The 17,307-nt window shown below is 37.3% G+C and carries 12 protein-coding genes; 5 read left to right on the top strand and 7 right to left on the bottom strand.

Annotated features, from left to right (window positions below):
- Positions 1-31 precede the first annotated feature (31 nt).
- From HA632_RS12595 to HA632_RS12585, 3 genes are all read left to right on the top strand, one after another.
- Positions 32-214 carry a CAL67264 family membrane protein gene (locus tag HA632_RS12595; protein ID WP_176307546.1) on the top strand — a complete coding sequence of 61 codons (183 nt, stop codon included), beginning with the start codon at positions 32-34 and terminating at the stop codon, positions 212-214.
- A gap of 82 nt (positions 215-296) precedes the next feature.
- Positions 297-1,991 carry an energy-dependent translational throttle protein EttA gene (gene ettA / locus HA632_RS12590; protein WP_176307545.1) on the top strand — a complete coding sequence of 565 codons (1,695 nt, stop codon included), beginning with the start codon at positions 297-299 and terminating at the stop codon, positions 1,989-1,991.
- A gap of 80 nt (positions 1,992-2,071) precedes the next feature.
- Positions 2,072-4,276: a response regulator gene (locus tag HA632_RS12585; protein WP_176307544.1), complete on the top strand. Its 2,205-nt coding sequence runs from the start codon at positions 2,072-2,074 to the stop codon at positions 4,274-4,276.
- Here HA632_RS12585 and HA632_RS12580 read toward each other — a convergent pair.
- Both HA632_RS12580 and HA632_RS12575 read right to left on the bottom strand, forming a co-directional pair.
- Positions 4,273-5,526: a DEAD/DEAH box helicase gene (locus HA632_RS12580; protein WP_176307543.1), complete on the bottom strand. Its 1,254-nt coding sequence runs from the start codon at positions 5,524-5,526 to the stop codon at positions 4,273-4,275. The two genes, HA632_RS12585 and HA632_RS12580, sit on opposite strands and share 4 nt — an antisense overlap.
- Positions 5,527-5,588: 62 nt before the next feature.
- Positions 5,589-6,629: a formimidoylglutamase gene (locus HA632_RS12575; RefSeq protein WP_176307542.1), complete on the bottom strand. Its 1,041-nt coding sequence runs from the start codon at positions 6,627-6,629 to the stop codon at positions 5,589-5,591.
- A gap of 108 nt (positions 6,630-6,737) precedes the next feature.
- On the opposite strand from HA632_RS12575, the gene HA632_RS12570 reads away from it, so the two are divergent.
- The gene (locus HA632_RS12570; protein ID WP_176307541.1) at positions 6,738-7,622 is read left to right on the top strand and encodes a hypothetical protein; all 885 of its coding nucleotides are present in this window, start codon (positions 6,738-6,740) and stop codon (positions 7,620-7,622) included.
- Positions 7,623-7,673: 51 nt separating this feature from the next.
- On the opposite strand, the gene hutI is transcribed toward HA632_RS12570, so the two are convergent.
- Positions 7,674-8,912, bottom strand: coding sequence for an imidazolonepropionase (gene hutI / locus HA632_RS12565; RefSeq protein ID WP_176307540.1), 1,239 nt, complete (start codon positions 8,910-8,912; stop codon positions 7,674-7,676).
- Between the two features lie 68 nt (positions 8,913-8,980).
- On the opposite strand from hutI, the gene corA reads away from it, so the two are divergent.
- Positions 8,981-10,051 (top strand): magnesium/cobalt transporter CorA, encoded by a 1,071-nt coding sequence (gene corA / locus HA632_RS12560; protein ID WP_176307539.1) that lies wholly within the window; start codon positions 8,981-8,983, stop codon positions 10,049-10,051.
- 8 nt (positions 10,052-10,059) lie between these two features.
- Here corA and nhaA read toward each other — a convergent pair whose 3' ends face one another.
- The 4 genes from nhaA to HA632_RS12540 all read right to left on the bottom strand — a co-directional run.
- Positions 10,060-11,199: a Na+/H+ antiporter NhaA gene (nhaA, locus tag HA632_RS12555; protein WP_176307538.1), complete on the bottom strand. Its 1,140-nt coding sequence runs from the start codon at positions 11,197-11,199 to the stop codon at positions 10,060-10,062.
- A 64-nt stretch (positions 11,200-11,263) separates the two neighbouring features.
- Positions 11,264-13,210 carry an OmpA family protein gene (locus tag HA632_RS12550; protein ID WP_176307537.1) on the bottom strand — a complete coding sequence of 649 codons (1,947 nt, stop codon included), beginning with the start codon at positions 13,208-13,210 and terminating at the stop codon, positions 11,264-11,266.
- Positions 13,211-13,223: 13 nt separating this feature from the next.
- On the bottom strand, positions 13,224-14,135 hold the full coding sequence (locus HA632_RS12545) for a type IX secretion system membrane protein PorP/SprF (RefSeq protein ID WP_176307536.1): 912 nt from the start codon (positions 14,133-14,135) through the stop codon (positions 13,224-13,226).
- A 50-nt stretch (positions 14,136-14,185) separates the two neighbouring features.
- Positions 14,186-17,307: gliding motility-associated C-terminal domain-containing protein (locus HA632_RS12540; RefSeq protein ID WP_176307535.1), on the bottom strand; the 3,122-nt coding region annotated here is incomplete at its 5' end.

Here is a 17,307-nt window from a genome sequence, read left to right as displayed (position 1 = left end):
TTTGCTCTCCTAAAATTAAATACCACAATATATGGCAATGAATAAAAATACAGTCTTGGGCTGGGCTACTTTTATAATGATAATCATGGGATTACTGCTTATTGCTTTAGGGGCATTTCGTTATGATGATATAGCGGGTTGGGGATTTGGCGCTGTTGGAGTTGGTTTCCTGGCCAATGCTTGGGTGTTCAGTTCACTCAAAGGAAGGGTTTAAAACAGTATTCAATGTTTGGCCAGCAGTAGACAGATTGACCGCCAAAATTTAAAATCTAATATCTAAAATTTAAAATAAAATTATGTCAGATGATAAGAAAGTGATTTTCTCAATGCAACGCTTGAGTAAATCATATCAAGGAAGCGATAAACAAGTATTAAAAAATATCTATTTGAGTTTCTTTTACGGAGCCAAAATCGGTATTCTGGGTCTAAACGGTTCGGGTAAATCTTCGTTGTTGAAAATTATTGCCGGTGTAGATAAAAACTATCAAGGTGATGTCGTTTTCCAACCGGGTTATACCGTGGGTTATTTGGAACAAGAACCACAATTGGACGACACCAAAACGGTTATCGAAGTAGTGCGCGAAGGTGTTGCCGAAACCATGGCAATACTTGATGAATTCAACAAAATCAACGATATGTTTGGTTTGCCGGAAGTCTATGAAGATGCCGATAAGATGCAAAAGTTAATGGACAGACAAGCCGATCTTCAAGACAAAATTGACGCAGCCGGTGCTTGGGAAATTGACAACAAGTTAGAAGTGGCGATGGATGCTTTACGCACTCCGGAAAGTGATACGCCAATCAAACATTTATCCGGTGGGGAAAAACGCCGAGTGGCTTTATGTCGTTTGTTGCTACAACAACCCGATGTATTGTTGTTGGATGAGCCAACCAACCACTTGGATGCGGAAAGCGTTCTTTGGTTAGAGCAACATTTAGCACAATACGCCGGAACCGTAATTGCAGTAACTCACGACCGTTACTTCTTGGATAACGTAGCCGGATGGATTCTGGAACTCGATAGAGGCGAAGGGATTCCATGGAAAGGAAACTATTCTTCTTGGTTAGACCAAAAATCAAAACGCATGGAACAAGAAGAAAAAGTGGCTTCCAAACGCAGAAAAACTTTAGAACGAGAATTGGATTGGGTTCGTCAAGGTGCTAAAGGTCGTCAGACCAAACAAAAGGCACGTTTACAAAACTATGACAAACTCTTAAATGAAGACCAAAAAGAATTAGACGAGAAATTAGAAATCTACATTCCGAATGGTCCAAGGTTAGGTACCAATGTAATTGAAGCCAAAGGGGTTGCCAAAGCTTTCGGTGACAAATTATTATACGATAACTTAAACTTCACTTTACCACAAGCGGGTATTGTTGGTATTATCGGTCCCAATGGTGCCGGTAAATCGACTATCTTCCGAATGATTATGGGCGAAGAGAAACCGGATGCCGGTGAGTTTACTATAGGCGACACGGTAAAGATTGCGTATGTCGACCAAGCGCATTCTAACATTGACCCGAACAAATCCATATGGGAAAACTTCTGTGACGGACAAGAATTGATTATGATGGGCGGAAGACAAGTGAACTCGAGAGCTTATTTGTCTCGTTTTAACTTCGGTGGAAGCGATCAAAACAAAAAAGTTGCTACATTATCAGGTGGAGAACGCAACCGTTTGCACTTGGCCATGACTTTAAAAGAGGAAGGTAACGTATTGTTATTGGATGAGCCTACAAATGACTTAGACATCAACACGCTTCGTGCTTTAGAAGAAGGGTTGGAAAATTTTGCCGGTTGTGCCGTAGTCATCAGTCACGACAGATGGTTCTTGGATAGAATTTGCACACACATCTTGGCATTTGAAGGGAATTCTGAAGTGTATTACTTTGAAGGTGGTTTCTCTGAATATGAAGAAAACAAAAAGAAACGTTTAGGAATTGACGTAACTCCAAAGCGAATTAAATATAGAAAATTGATTAGAAATTAACCAATTACATCGAAAAATCCTGAGTAATCAGGATTTTTTTTTGAATAAAAAAACTATATTTGAGGTCTGTAACTAACCTAATGAATAAGATTAAACGCTATAGTTTACTTTTATTTTTACTTCTTACTTTCACCAACATTTTTTCGCAAGAAAATGCTGCGGAGAAAGAAGTAATTAAAAAACACCTCAATCAAGCGGTTGTTGATTTTAGTGATGCCAATTATGACAAAGCACTCGAATCATCTAAACAGGCTTTGGTTAAAGCTTTTGCGATTAATGATGATTTGTTAATCTCGCAATCCTACAATACCATCGGAGCTATTTTTAATGAGTGTTCCGATACGGCTAAAGCCATCGAATTTTACAACAAAGCCTTAAACTATGCCAAAAAACTGAACAACGACAAGATGTTCAATTGGATTTACAGTAATTTAGGCAGCGTATACTACTTTAATGATATAGATGTTCCCAAAGGCATCAATTACTACAAAAAAGCACTTTTTTATGCCGTTAAAATTAAAGATACGGCTCAGATTGAATATACCAAACTCAACTTGGCCAGTGCTTATTTTGCTATTCATAAATATGATTTAGGCAACCGCCAAATCAATGATATCAAAGAACAGGTTTTTAAAAATGACAACCAAGAAGCTAAGATGTCGTTGCATCTTTTGTTGGGAATTTACAATAGCAACAACCACAACAAAGCCAAAGGTGAAGAGCATTTATTTACCGCCAAAACCATTGCTGAAGAAAATGAGTTTGACTCTTTTCTAATCAATATTTACGAAAATTTGGTCAAGCATTACGAGCAATACAATGAGATGGAAAAGGCTCACTTTTATCAGCACAAATTAGACTCGCTCAATAAAATAGTTTATTCCGAAGAAAAACTTGATAACCTGAAAAAGGCAGCTACGCAAATTGAATTGCAGGAATACAAAATCCAATTGGGCAAAATCGAAAAAGAGAATGAACTGCAAGAAAAGACCTTAAGAGATTCAAAGCTAATAGTGATTCTTTTCATTGTAATTCTGATTATTCTACTCTTATTGTTATTGACTTTATACAAAAATATCAAGTTGAGAGAAAAAGTTAATTTAGAATTGACCCAGGCCAATGAAGCTTTGCAAGAAGCTAAAGAAAAAGCAGAAGAAGCATCCCAACTCAAATCACAATTTGTATCAACCATAACACACGAATTGAGAACTCCTTTGTATGGCGTTATCGGAATTACCAATATCATCACCGATGAGCACAAAGAACTGACCAATAGTCCGCACTTAAAATCGTTGAAATTTTCGGCCAAATATTTATTGTCTTTGGTTAATGACATCCTTCAGATTAATAAAATTGAAGAAAAAAGAGTGGTCTTGGAGAATCTTATTTTCAACCTCACTGATGAAATTACCACCATTCAAAACTCGGTAGAATACATCGCCGATAAAAACAACAACAAACTAATCATCGAGATTGATACCGCTATTCCGGAGTTTTTGATTGGTGACAAACTGCGCCTTTCTCAGATTATTATGAATTTGCTCAGCAATGCCTTGAAGTTTACCAAAAACGGAGATGTTGCGCTTATTGCTGACTTGAAAAAAGTAGAAGGGAGCAAGTACTTTATCGAATTTAAAGTAAAAGACAACGGTGTTGGAATTGCCAAAGAGCACCAGGAAAAAATCTTTGATAAGTTTGTCCAAATAGAACGCAAAGAAGAAGATTACCAGGGTACCGGATTAGGTTTGTCCATAGTGTCGCGATTGGTAAAACTTTTTGACAGTGAGATTTATTTGGAAAGCGAAGAGAATGTGGGTACGACTTTTACTTTTACAATTGGTTTTGAATATGATGAAGAAAAATCAAAAGAAATCATCAATAACATTGAGGTCGATTTATCCGACAGCCATTTGTATAATATTTTGGTGGTAGAAGACAATAAAATCAACCAAATGGTAACCAAAAAAATCATCCAAAACAGCAATATGATTTGCACCATAGTAGATGACGGTTATGCCGCCATAGTGGCTTTGGAAAGAGAAAGATTTGACTTGATTTTGATGGATATCAATATGCCGTTAATCAACGGATTTGAAACCACGCGAAAAATAAGAGAAAAAGGTATTGATATTCCGGTGATTGCACTGACGGCTTTTGATAAGCAAGAAGTAACTGAAGAAGCCATTTCGGCGGGAATGAATGATATTATGGTTAAACCTTTTGAACCTTCAAAGTTATTCCAAGTCATTAAGAATAACATCAAAAACAAAGAAAGCGTTGATTAATACCAACGCTTTTTATTTTTCTTAGAACCTTCAGACTTTCTCGACTTGTTTTGTCCATCGGGTTTCTTTTTGTTTCTCAAATCTGGTTTGGCTTCCGGATTAGGGATTTCATCTTTCCAAGGAAACGGATGGTCTTTGATGGTTTTTACATTGACTTTAATCAATTTCAAAATGTCTTTCCAATATGGTTCTTCATCTTTTCCGCAGAAGGAGATTGAGATTCCGCCATTTCCGGCACGACCGGTTCTACCGATACGGTGTACATAAGTCTCAGGAATATTCGGCAAATCAAAGTTGATTACATAAGGCAAACTTTCAATGTCTATGCCACGAGCCGCAATATCTGTAGCGACTAAAACTGTGATTTCTTTATTTTTAAAATGGTCCAAAACCCTTTGACGCGCCGTTTGCGATTTGTCACCGTGTATGGCTTCCGCATTGACGCCGTGTTTCTTTAAAGCTTTTACCACATTGTCTGCACCGTGTTTGGTACGAACAAAAACCAATACATTGCTTAGGTTTTCATTTCTGATTAAATGGTACAACAAACCACGTTTGTCTGATTTATCGACAAAATAAATTTGCTGCTCAATGATTTCCGCCGTAGAAGAAACCGGAGTGACCGATACATATTCGGGTTGGTTTAAAAAAGTATCCGCCAATTCACGAATTGCCATTGGCATCGTAGCCGAGAATAAAAGCGTTTGTCTGTTGGTAGGAACCAATTTTACTATCTTTCTCACGTCATTGATAAAGCCCATATCGAGCATCAAATCGGATTCGTCTAAAACCAAATAATGCAAATGATCGAAATCTACAAAGCCTTGCTTGTGCAAATCCAACAATCTTCCCGGTGTGGCAATAAGAATATCGACTCCTTTTTTCAACTGGTCAACTTGTGGCACTTGAGAAACACCACCAAAAATGGTTAACTGTCTTAAGTTGGTATACTTTCCGTAAGTATCAAAACTTTCTCCTATTTGTACGGCCAACTCACGAGTAGGCGTAACGACAAGGCAACGGATTTGTTTGGTCTTTTTAGACGAACCTACCATTCTGTGGAGGTTGTGTATAATAGGTATGGCAAAAGCGGCTGTTTTCCCCGTACCCGTTTGGGCACAACCTACCAAGTCTTTCCCGGCTAAAATAATCGGGATGGCTTTTTCTTGAATAGGCGTAGGGTTGGTGTATCCTTCTTCAAAGACAGCTCTTTGAATACTATTGGATAATGATAAATCTTCGAATAACATAAAATTTGCTTACGATTAAGTGTAAGCCGACGCAAAGATAAGGTTTTTAATTTTGACAGAAATTATACGGTCAATTCCTTTCTCGACTTGATAAAATCAGTCACTAAATAGCCAATCAATTTTCCGATTAAGTGGTTGTTTTTTGCTTCGCCTAAATCGGGAGCGCCTTCGCAAATATGGATATAAGAAGCGTTTTTATTTTTGCCAAAGAAGGATACGAACTGACGTAATTCCTCAATCGAAAAACCACTCATGGTCATAGCACTACTGGCTATGTTAGGCAAAGCATCTAAGTCGATTTCAATGCCGTAAGCCTCATTTTTGATAAATTCATAAGCGGTATTCAGTTCTTGTTGGAAGTTTTTTTGTTGGCGTACTTTAATTTCATCATAAGTATTGTAGTTCACGCGGTCTTCCATTTTTTTCAAAATGTCAATCACATTTTTAGACGTGTAGTTTTCGTGCAAACCAAAAATGAAATACTTCTTCAAAAAGCCTTCTTCATAAGCATAAGAAAAACCGTTACCACTGTGTCTGCCTTCCAATATTCTGAAATCGGAATGGGCATCAAAATTGATTGCATTGATGGGTTTGCCCAATCCCAAAGCAGTTCCTTTGATATTGCCGTAGGCATTATTGTGTCCGCCGCCAATGATAATCGGAGTTTTGCCGCATTTGATGATTGTGGTAATAATGTGAACCACTTCTTTGTCTATTTTTCCAACAAGCGTACTCAACAGTTTTCTATCGGCGGTTTTGTGAAAATCAAGGTCTTTGGCTTCTTCCATTTCTTGTGAGGCATCTAGCGTACCCAAAACTACGATTTGACTTCCTTTGCAAAATCGGTTGTGCTGAATGTTGGCAATACTACTGATGGCACTTTGCCAAGCCGATGCAGCGCCGGGACGACCAAAATTGGCGCGAACACCAACATCTTCGGGAATTCCGAGCAATACATATTTGGCGTCACATCTTTTTAAAAAATCAATATAATTTTCACCTTTGGGAATGGTCAGCATTTTTTCGCCAAACTTTACTTCGCCACTTCGGTGATTGGTAACCTTAGCCAAATCGGTTATAGTGAAAGGAATTAATCTTTCCATTTGAAGAATATTTCGTCAAAAATATAATTTAATTGTTTATTTAACGTTACTATAATAAATATTATTACTTTATATTATTACTTTTGTTAAAATTAAAATTTATAACCTATGGAAAATCAAAACGGTAATTCGAAACTTAAGGCAATCGTAGCAATTTTAGCTATATTATTAGTGGGAAGTTTGGTTTACATTTTTAAATTGACTTCAGACGCCAAGACGATGGAAACTACGGTAGTAGAAACCAAGTCGGAGAAAGAAGCAGTTTTAAAAGACTTAGAAACTCTAAAAGCCACTTATGATGCAGCTCTTGCAGAAAACTCTCTAATGACCGATGATTTGATTGAGGAAAGAGCTAAAGTTGAAAAACTGATAGCCGAATTGAAAACCGCTAAAGGTGATGCTGCTTCTTTGAGAAAATACAAAGAACAGTACAAACAGTTAGAAGGTAAAATGAAAAACCTAATGCAGGAAGTGGAAGTTTTGAAAGCCCAAAATCAAAATTTAACCACTAACCTTGACAGTACAAAAGTTGTTTTAGAAGACTCTAAAAAGTACAACCAAGTATTAGTCGGACAAAATGAAGAGTTGGCTAAAACAGTTGAAAAAGGGCAAAAATTATCAGTGACCAATTTGAAAACCGCCGCGTACAAACAAAGAAGCTCAGGAAAACAAGTTGAAACGGACAAAGCCAGCAGAGCTGACATATTGCAAATAAGCTTTACTATTGCGGAGAATGCTATCGCAAAATCAGGAGACAAAGTATATTATGTTCAGGTGATCGATGCTAAGAACAACGTATTAGGAGATAAAGCTACTATTTCATTTGGAGAGACTTCTCTAACGTACAGCTTCACTACTACGGTAAATTATGAGAACAAAACGGTAAATGTAAAAGAACAATTACCGGGTAAAGATTTTGCTAAAGGAACTTATTTTGTCAATGTATTTGACAAAGGTGAATTGGTTTCAAAAAGCAGTTTCTCTCTGAGATAAACCATAATTAATTAATAGAAATGAAAAAGTCCTGAGTCATCAGGGCTTTTTTTATGCAATGACTTTTCCGTTGAGTAGAACTTGTTCAATTAAATTGCTTCCGAAAGCATACGGCATTTCATAGAAAGAATGGAGCGGTTTGGTAATAATCAAGTTGGCTTTTTTGCCTGCCGTAATACTGCCGTGGGTTTTTGACAATCCCATGGCGTACGCACCATTGATAGTCGCCGCATTGATAGCTTCTTCGGGAGTCATCTTCATTTTGATACAAGCTGTGGCTACCACAAAATTCATGTTTCCTGAAGGCGTCGTTCCCGGATTAAAATCGGAAGCTAAGGCTAAAGGCAAACCTGCCGAAATCATTTTTCTCGCCGGTGTGTATGGAATACTGATGAAATAGGAACAACTCGGTAAAGCCACGGCCATCGTTTCGCTGTCTTTTAAAGCCTCAATATCTTCATCGGTCACAATTTCGAGATGGTCTACCGAAAGTGCATTATGCTTTACGCAAGCTGCTATTCCGTTGATGGCAGTGAATTGGTTCACATGTATTTTAGAACGCAAACCGAATTGTTTTCCGGCTTCCATGATGCGTTCGGTTTCTGCAACAGAGAAATAACCGGTTTCTAAAAAAGCATCAATATAATCGGCTAGTTTTTCTTCGGCAATTTTGGGCAACATTTCGTTGATAATTAAATCGATATATGCTGAATGATTTTCTTTGTAAGCCAATGGAAAAGCATGCGCACCCAAAAAAGTCGATTTAATGGCAATAGGATAGTTTTGTGCCAATTTTTTAATCACACGAAGCATCTTTAATTCGCCTTCCACGGTCAAACCGTAACCCGATTTGATTTCGACAGCACCGGTGCCTTGTTGGATGACTTCTTCCAAACGCTTTTTGGATTGGTTGTAAATGTCATCTTCAGAAGTTTCGTTAAGTTTTTTGGCCGAATTCAAAATACCGCCACCGCGATTGGCAATTTCTTCATAAGTCAGGCCATTAATTCTATCAACAAATTCCTGTTCACGATTGCCGGCGTAAACGATGTGGGTATGACTATCGCACCAACTGGGTAACACTATTTTTCCAATCGCATCAATGGTTTTATCGGGATTGATTTTGGGGCAATCATTCATAGTGCCAAAACTTACAATTACATCATCTTCAATCAAAAGAAAGGCATTTTTTATCGAAGGTAGAATCGCCATTTCACTACCCGAAACTTTATCAACGGGAGTTTCTCTGACTTGTAATAATTCTTTTATGTTGATGATTAACGTTTGCATAGAATGATTTTTGGTAAAAATAGTTTGAAAAAAATAAATATTCTTAATTTTAAACAAATTTAGAATTCGTGAGAAAAATAAAATATAAAAAAGAGCGTAAAGTTCAACCAACATTTTTAGACTATACCGGAATTCATAAACAAATTAAAACTGAGATGCAGATGTTTGTTTATGATGTTAACAATTTAACCGAATATCAAGAATTCAAGGTTGCTGATTTAGACAAATGTTTTGATACAACCCAATCAAATTGGCTTAATGTTCACGGATTAAATGATGTAAATGTCATTAAAGAAATAGGTAATTATCTTAAAGTAGATAATTTTATGTTAGGTGACATTTTAAACACTACAAAACGCACCAAATTAGATGAGTATCACGATGTGCTTTTTTTTAATATAAAATCATTATTGCCAATAGAAAACAGTGACAACATCAGTGTGGAACAGATTAGTTTTTTATTAAAGAACGGTATTTTAGTTTCTTTCCAAGAGAAGCGAGGAGATCATTTTACTTATTTAAGAGAGCGTCTACGAACACATTCAGGCATAATACGTGAGAAAAAGGTAGATTATTTGATGTATTTGTTGCTTGATGCCATTATGGAGAATTTTTATGTCACTATAGAAAGTGAAGAGAATAAAGTTGAAGAATTGATTAACCTATCAAAAACAAGCACAAATCCCTTGATTTTGGAATTGGTTGAAAAGCATCGTGATAATTTTAATTTTTTGAAACGGTCTATTATTCCATTGAGAGATTCTTTGTATTCTATTAAAAGTATAAAGGACGATAATATTTTTAATGCCATTGAATTGGAGAACTACAGTTTTTTTGATCGATTGCATCAAGAAAGTTTAGAATTGTTGGAACAAATAGAATACGATGTGACTTCATTAGATAGCGCTTCTAATTTTTATTTCTCGCAACAAAATCACAAGATGAATGAAGTCATGAAAACCTTAACAGTGGTTTCAGTATTTTTTATGCCCATGACATTTATCGTTGGGGTTTACGGAATGAATTTTGACAACATGCCCGAACTACATTGGAAGTATGGTTATTTTATAGTTTTAACCTGTATGTTTGTTTTATTACTCGGTATGATCTACTATTTCAAAAAAAAGAAATGGTATTAAATGAATTACTAATTGCGAATCTTCAAACTGGCTTTCAGATAAAGTAAACCTATTAATCCCGCTATTAAGGATGAAACCAGAATCATAATTTTGGAATTGTCAATGTGTTCTCCGTCGGAAAAGGCTAGAAGAGTGATGAAGATTGACATGGTAAAACCAATACCACCTAAAAAACTTACACCAAAGATAGATTTCCAATTCAAGTCTTCCGGAAGTTGGCTTATCTTTAGTTTTACCGCTAAAAAGCTAAACAGCCATATCCCAACCGGCTTTCCAACGATTAATCCTAAAGCAATTCCAAGAGTATAATTGTGGCTCAAAGCATAATGCCAGTCAGAATTTAAGATAATGGCAGTATTGGCCAAGGCAAATAATGGTAAAATGATAAAGGCGACCGGTTTGTGTAAAAAGTGTTGTAAAATATAGGAAGTAGATTTTTTATTTCCATTTCCAAAAGGAATTGCAAACGCCAATAAAACTCCTGTAATGGTGGCATGAACACCTGAATTCAACATAAAATACCACATTACAACACCTAAGGTTAAATAAGGAATAAGGTTGCGGACTTTCAGTCTGTTCATCACTAGTAAGATTACAAAAATGCCTAAAGAGATTAATAAATTACTCCAAATTAAATCTTTGGTATAAAAAACAGCAATGATTAAAATGGCTCCTAAGTCATCTATAACGGCCAAAGCGGTTAAAAATATTTTTAAAGAAATCGGTACTTTTTTCCCCAACAGCGATAAAATACCTAAAGCAAAGGCAATATCAGTTGCCATAGGAATTCCGGCTCCCGATTGGGTATCGGTTCCATAATTTAAGAATAAATACAATCCTGCCGGAACAATCATTCCGCCCAATGCAGCAAATATCGGAAGTAAAGCGTTTTTTAAATTGGAGAGTTCGCCGGCATATATTTCTCTTTCCAATTCTAATCCAATCAGTAAAAAGAAAATAGTCATCAGACCATCATTAATCCAATGCTCAAAAGAATGACTGCCAATTTGCAGATGCCAAATGCTTAAGTATTCTTCGCTCCAAATGGAGTTGGTTAAAAATAAAGAAAGTAGGGTACAGCCTATAAGCACAAATCCACCGGCTTTTTCACTGTCAAAGAAATCGTTGAATAGTTTGGTAATTTTCATGTTTCAAATATAAAAAAAAGCACCCAAAAATGGGTGCTTAATAATATTTATAAAGTTAAAGAAATTATAAACTTGTTATGATGAATTCGCTTCTTCTGTTCAATTGGTGTTCTTCTTCTGTACATTTCACACCGTCAGCACATTTGTTAACCAATTCTGTTTCTCCTAAACCTTCTGAAGTCAAACGATTGGCAGCAATACCATTTTTGATTAACCAATCTCTAGTAGATTTTGCTCTACGGTCAGATAGTTTTTCGTTGTAAGCGTGAGATGCACGGCTGTCCGTATGAGAACGAATGTTGATTTTCATTGTTGGGTTTTGGTTCAATACATCCAATAATTTAGCTAAATCAACCGCAGCATCCGGACGGATATTCCATTTGTCTAAGTCGAAGTAGATGATGTTGATTTTAAAACAATCGGCTAAATCATCACCAATTTTCACGCGACAAGTTTTAGTTTTAAGTTCAATATTCAACTCAGTTTTTCCTGATTCAGAACCTATGATTACCGGAACCTCTTTGGTCTCATAATCTTCAAGGGAAGCGTTTACATAGTATTTGGTACCACATTCTACTTCGGTGAATTCATATTTACCTTCAGCGTCGGACACAGTTTCTTTTAGCTTATTGAATTTTTCATCCATCAACACCAATTTGGTATTAGGCAATACCGCTTTAGTATCTTCATCGGTGATTACACCATGTAAGATTTGGTCACAGAAAATTGGACGCGTTTCTAAGAATTTATAGATATCATCACTTCCTTTACCACCATCTCTGTTAGAACTTAGGAACCCTTTTTTGGACTTAAAGTCAATGATGAAACCAAAATCGTCTTTAGAACTGTTTCCTTCTTCACCAATGTTTAAAACTTGTTTGAAGTTAAGGCTGCCGTCTTTTGGGATTCTTGTGACAAAAATATCCAAACCACCTAAGCCCGGTTGTCCGTCAGATGCAAAGTACAACTCATTGTCATCAGAGATGAAAGGATAAGTTTCTCTACCTTCAGAGTTGATGGCGTCACCAAGATTTTCAGGTGTTCCTAAGCTTCCGTCTTCATTAATTTTAACTCTGAAAAGGTCAGATTGTCCACGGGTTCCCGGCATGTCTGAAGCAAAGTACAAAGTTTTTTCATCCGGAGATAGGGCAGGGTGTGCCGCTTGATAGCTATCGCTGTTGAAATTTAACGGCGTAATGTTAATCCATTTTCCTTCGTCGTCAAGGTTAGCTTTGTAAATTTTTAACAAAGTTACTTTGTTGGCATCAAAACCTCTTCCGTCTAAATAGTTGTTTCTGGTGAAATAAACCGTTTTTCCGTCTTTGGTAAAGGCCGGAGTATCTTCGTGGTATTTGGTATTGATTTTTTTGCCAAATTTATCTACACCGCTTAAAGAACCGTCTTCCGCTAAAGCTGAACTGTAAAGGTTGGTAAAGTACTGACCTGTCCAAGTGTGAATTCTTTTCGAGAAATTACCGGTATCACGGGCCGAAGTAAAAATTACTTTGGTACCCATATAAGCCGGTCCGTAATCAGAATACTTAGAGTTGATTCCGGCATCTTCGATTTTGTAGCGACCTGAATTCTTTTTGATTTCGGCTAAATAATCTTTCTTTTTATTGAACAATTTCGCTCTGGTATCATTCCCGCTTTTGTCGTTGAATTTAGTCATCATAGCATCCGCTTTGGGATAGTCTTTAACCGCTCTCAACGTTTGAGCAAAACGATAGTAAAATTCCGCTTCTTGCTCCGGATTTGTTGTATATAGCTCGCTATACCATTTGTTTGCTTTTTCTAATTCGGCATTAAAATAGTAAGCGTTACCGATTTTGAGTATCATATCGGGAGATTTATACCCTTTTTCATAGATGCGCTCATAAGTTTTGATGGCATCTATATAAGCGTACTTATCATACTCCTTATTTCCTTTTACCTCAGTTCTTCCACCTTGAGAATATCCGCTCACAGTAGCGAAAGTCAATAGTACTAAATATATAATTTTATTTTTCATGATCGTTGTGTTATTAGAAGAATCTAGGTGATACCAATTTACTAACTTTATTGAACAACTCGAAACGAATGAATACCTCGTGGGAACCAGAGTTATAGTTTCTTAATTCGGTTGTTTCCATATCATAACTATAGCCAATAAATAGACCATCAGTAACCTGAAAACCGGCTAGGGCACTTACGGCAGCATCCCAACGGTAAGCACCGCCAAGCATCAACTTATCAAAGAATAAGAAGTTGGCTGAGGCATCTACTTGTAAAGGAGAGCCCGTTACCATTTTGGTTAAGAATGCAGGTTTAAATTTAACGGAAGGGGAAATGTCAAAAACATAACCTCCTATGGCATAAAAATTCATTCTTTCTTGGAATACAGCTACCTCATTATCATTGTATTTCGAATCTTGTAAAAAGTTGGGTACCGAAAGACCAAAATACAATTTATCTGAATGCAAATAGATACCGGCTCCAAAGTTTGGCGAAAATTCATTGTTGAAATTTTGAAGATTCGGATCACCTGCATCAGCAGGATTTAATTGATTCACATCCAAGTTGAATATATTACCGCTGGCTTTGATACCAAAAGATAACTTATAAACATCAGAGGTTTGAATCGTATATGATAAATCAGCTGAGATAGTATTGTCTTTTGTAGGTCCGATTTTGTCACTTACGACAGATAAACCAACACCTAAGTTGCTATTGTTAATTGGAGTATTGATGGAAAAAGCGTTGGTTGTAGGCGCTCCGTCTAATCCTACCCATTGGGTACGATGTAATCCGAAAATACTCATAACTCCTCTCGATCCTGCATATGCGGGATTGATATTGATCGTATTATACATGTATTGGGTATACTGTGCGTCTTGCTGAGCAAAACCAGTATAACACGTTAACATCAAAGCGAAAATTAAAATTTTTGTTCTCATATTTTCTTTATTTATCCTGAGGGCTTTTACACCCTCAGGAGTTAGTAGGTTTATCTGGTTAAGTATAAATATCCGTCTTTAACAATTCTTTCGCCGGTTGTGGTTGTCCACTCAATGATGTAGAAATACGTTCCGGTTGGCAATTCCTCAGACTTGCTAACAGTAACTCTTCCTTCAGAGATACCTTCAAATCTTCGGGTATTGTTGTCGTAGTTTTTGGTTTCATAAACTAAAACTCCCCAGCGGTTGTAAATTTGAACATTATTTGTCGGATAACAAGCGATGTCTTCAATATTTTCGATATTAAAATATTGGTTGAAAGCGTCACCATTTGGCGTAAAGGCATTATGAATGATAATGGCTTCACAAGGTTGAACTCCACCGATAGATATTGGCAAATTGTATACAGTTGGACAAGTACCGTTATAAACAGTATAGCTGAATAAATATACACCTGGTGTAATTTCAAATGGATTGAACGTGTTGTTAGCCGAGTTAAATCCTCCAACATTATCTACATTCGTCCATGTTCCACCACTAATACCGGTAGGTAAGAATGAATCTAAAGATATATTTTCATTAATAGTACTACTAGTTTGAACTTCATCAAGATCAATTACCTCAGAGATTTGATTTACATATACATATTGAGTATAAGTTTGCGATAAATTACCACAAGCATCAGACACGACCCAAGTTCTGGTAATTGTATATGAACCATTATTAACTTCCGATGCGGTTTCAGTATATACCGGTGTACCAACAGCAGAACAGTTATCCGTAAACTCTAAAGTAGGAGGAGCAGGGATTTCTGTACAATCTACATCCACTTTTGGATCTAATGGTGTTATTAATACCGGTCCAACAGTGTCAGAAACTCCAATGGTTTGCGTTTGTGTGCTAGTATTTCCACAAACATCAGTAGCTGTCCATGTTCTGGTAATTTCATAGTTAGACGGACAGTTTCCTTGAACGATAGTCTCTACCATCGATACTGTTGCTGTTCCACAATTATCAGTTGCGGTTAATACAGCTGCAGCAGGAATGTTGTCACATGAAGCAGTAGTGTTAGCAGGTGCTACCTCATTAAATGTTGGGGCAACAGTGTCATTAACAGTAATGGTTTGCGATACAGATGAAGTATTATTACAAGCATCAGTGAAAGTCCAAGTTCTGGTTACAGTGAACGAGTTCGGACAGTTACCGGCAGTTGTTGAATCAATACCTTGTGCAGTTATGGATTCACCACAATTATCAAAAGCAGTAAGCGAAATAGTTGCAGGCACATCACCGGCACAACTTACTGTTACATCAGCTGGTGCTTCAGGAGCTACCGGAGCAGTTTCGTCTACAACACTAATGGTTTGAGATACAGAAGAAGTGTTATTACAAGCATCGGTGAAAGTCCAAGTTCTGGTTACAGTGAACGAGTTCGGACAATCTCCTTGAATAGTGCTGTCAACACCATCTACAGTGATAAAATCACCACAGTTATCCGTTGCAGTAAGTGAAATCATTGCAGGAACTTCTCCGATACAAGCAACAGTTATGTTGGCAGGTGCTTCAGGAGTAACCGGAGCAATAGTATCATTTACACTAATAGTTTGTGATACAGAAGAAGTGTTATTACAAGCATCAGCAAATGTCCATGTTCTGGTTACGATAAACGAGTTAGGACAATCTCCTTGAACAACAGTGTCAACACCTTGAACAGTTATTGAATCCCCACAGTTATCCGTTGCAGTAAGTGAAATCATTGCAGGAACATCATCTGCACAAGCTACAGTTATGTCAGCAGGTGCTTGAGGAGCTATTGGGGCAACATCGTCAACTACATTAATCATTTGAGATACAGAAGATGCATTTCCACAAGCATCAGTGAAAGTCCAAGTTCTGGTTACAGAGAACGAGTTCGGACAGTTACCTTGTGTTGTAGTATCTACTCCTTGAGCAGTTATTGAATCACCACAGTTATCAGTCGCAGTTAGAGAAATCATTGCAGGAACATCTTCTGCACAAGCTACAGTTATATTAGCTGGAGCTTCAGGAGCTGTTGGAGCAACATCGTCAACTACATTGATTGTTTGAGATACAGAAGATGAGTTTCCACAAGCATCAGTGAAAGTCCAAGTTCTGGTTACAGAGAACGAGTTCGGACAGTTACCTTGTGTTGTAGTATCTACACCTTGAGCAGTTATTGAATCACCACAGTTATCAGTCGCAGTTAGAGAAATCATTGCAGGAACATCTTCGGCACAAGCTACAGTTATATTAGCTGGAGCTTCAGGAGCTGTTGGAGCAACATCGTCAACTACATTAATAGTTTGAGATACAGAAGATGAGTTTCCACAAGCATCAGTGAAAGTCCAAGTTCTGGTTACAGAGAACGAGTTCGGACAGTTACCTTGTGTTGTGGTATCTACCCCTTGAACAGTTATTTCACCTAAACAGTTGTCGATAGCCGTAAGCGAAACATTAGCCGGTACGTCAGCCGAACAAGCTACAGTTATATTAGCTGGTGCTTCAGGAGCTACCGGAGCAATAGTGTCATTTACCGTAATAGTTTGAGATACAGAAGATGCATTTCCACAAGCATCAGTGAAAGTCCAAGTTCTGGTTACAGTGAACGAGTTTGCACAGTTACCTTGCGTTAAAGTATCTACCCCTTGAACAGTTATTTCACCTGAACAGTTGTCGATAGCTGTAAGTGAAACATTAGCCGGTACATCAGCCGCACAAGCAACAGTTACGTTAGCAGGTGCCTCTGGTGCAAGCGGGTTTTGAGTATCGTTAACGGTAAAGGTAGCCGATGTAGAGGCAGTATTTCCACACTCATCTGTAGCTGTAAACACAACGGTAACCGCTGCCGAACAATCATTAGCAATCTCGCTAAAGTTGTTAGACCAAGTTACAGGTGAACATTCATCAGTAGCTGTTGCGCCACCATTATTAGTTAACCAAGTGTAAATAGCCAATTCGTTTCCATTACCATCACATTCAACGTTGATATTAGAAGCTTGAGTGGTAATCACCGGAGCTGTTACGTCTTGTACGTTAATAGTTTGTGAAGCTGAAGCAGTATTTCCACAAGCATCAGTAGCAGTCCAAGTTCTGGTTACAGAATAAGAACCTGCACAATTACCATTGGTAGTTACATCTTCGAAAGTCAATT

It is taken from the genome of Flavobacterium sp. J49 (genome assembly GCF_011742145.1).
GTDB lineage: Bacteria > Bacteroidota > Bacteroidia > Flavobacteriales > Flavobacteriaceae > Flavobacterium.
The sequence above is the reverse complement of the archived record's forward strand: the minus strand, read 5'-3'. Positions and strand labels throughout refer to the sequence as shown.

Bases quoted from the DNA above. Each gene is read 5' to 3' on its own strand.
- HA632_RS12595 (WP_176307546.1), top strand. From the start codon at position 32: ATGGCAATGAATAAAAATACAGTCTTGGGCTGGGCTACTTTTATAATG.
- ettA (WP_176307545.1), top strand. From the start codon at position 297: ATGTCAGATGATAAGAAAGTGATTTTCTCAATGCAACGCTTGAGTAAA.
- HA632_RS12585 (WP_176307544.1), top strand. From the start codon at position 2,072: ATGAATAAGATTAAACGCTATAGTTTACTTTTATTTTTACTTCTTACT.
- HA632_RS12580 (WP_176307543.1), bottom strand. From the start codon at position 5,526: ATGTTATTCGAAGATTTATCATTATCCAATAGTATTCAAAGAGCTGTC.
- HA632_RS12575 (WP_176307542.1), bottom strand. From the start codon at position 6,629: ATGGAAAGATTAATTCCTTTCACTATAACCGATTTGGCTAAGGTTACC.
- HA632_RS12570 (WP_176307541.1), top strand. From the start codon at position 6,738: ATGGAAAATCAAAACGGTAATTCGAAACTTAAGGCAATCGTAGCAATT.
- hutI (WP_176307540.1), bottom strand. From the start codon at position 8,912: ATGCAAACGTTAATCATCAACATAAAAGAATTATTACAAGTCAGAGAA.
- nhaA (WP_176307538.1), bottom strand. From the start codon at position 11,199: ATGAAAATTACCAAACTATTCAACGATTTCTTTGACAGTGAAAAAGCC.
- HA632_RS12550 (WP_176307537.1), bottom strand. From the start codon at position 13,210: ATGAAAAATAAAATTATATATTTAGTACTATTGACTTTCGCTACTGTG.
- HA632_RS12545 (WP_176307536.1), bottom strand. From the start codon at position 14,135: ATGAGAACAAAAATTTTAATTTTCGCTTTGATGTTAACGTGTTATACT.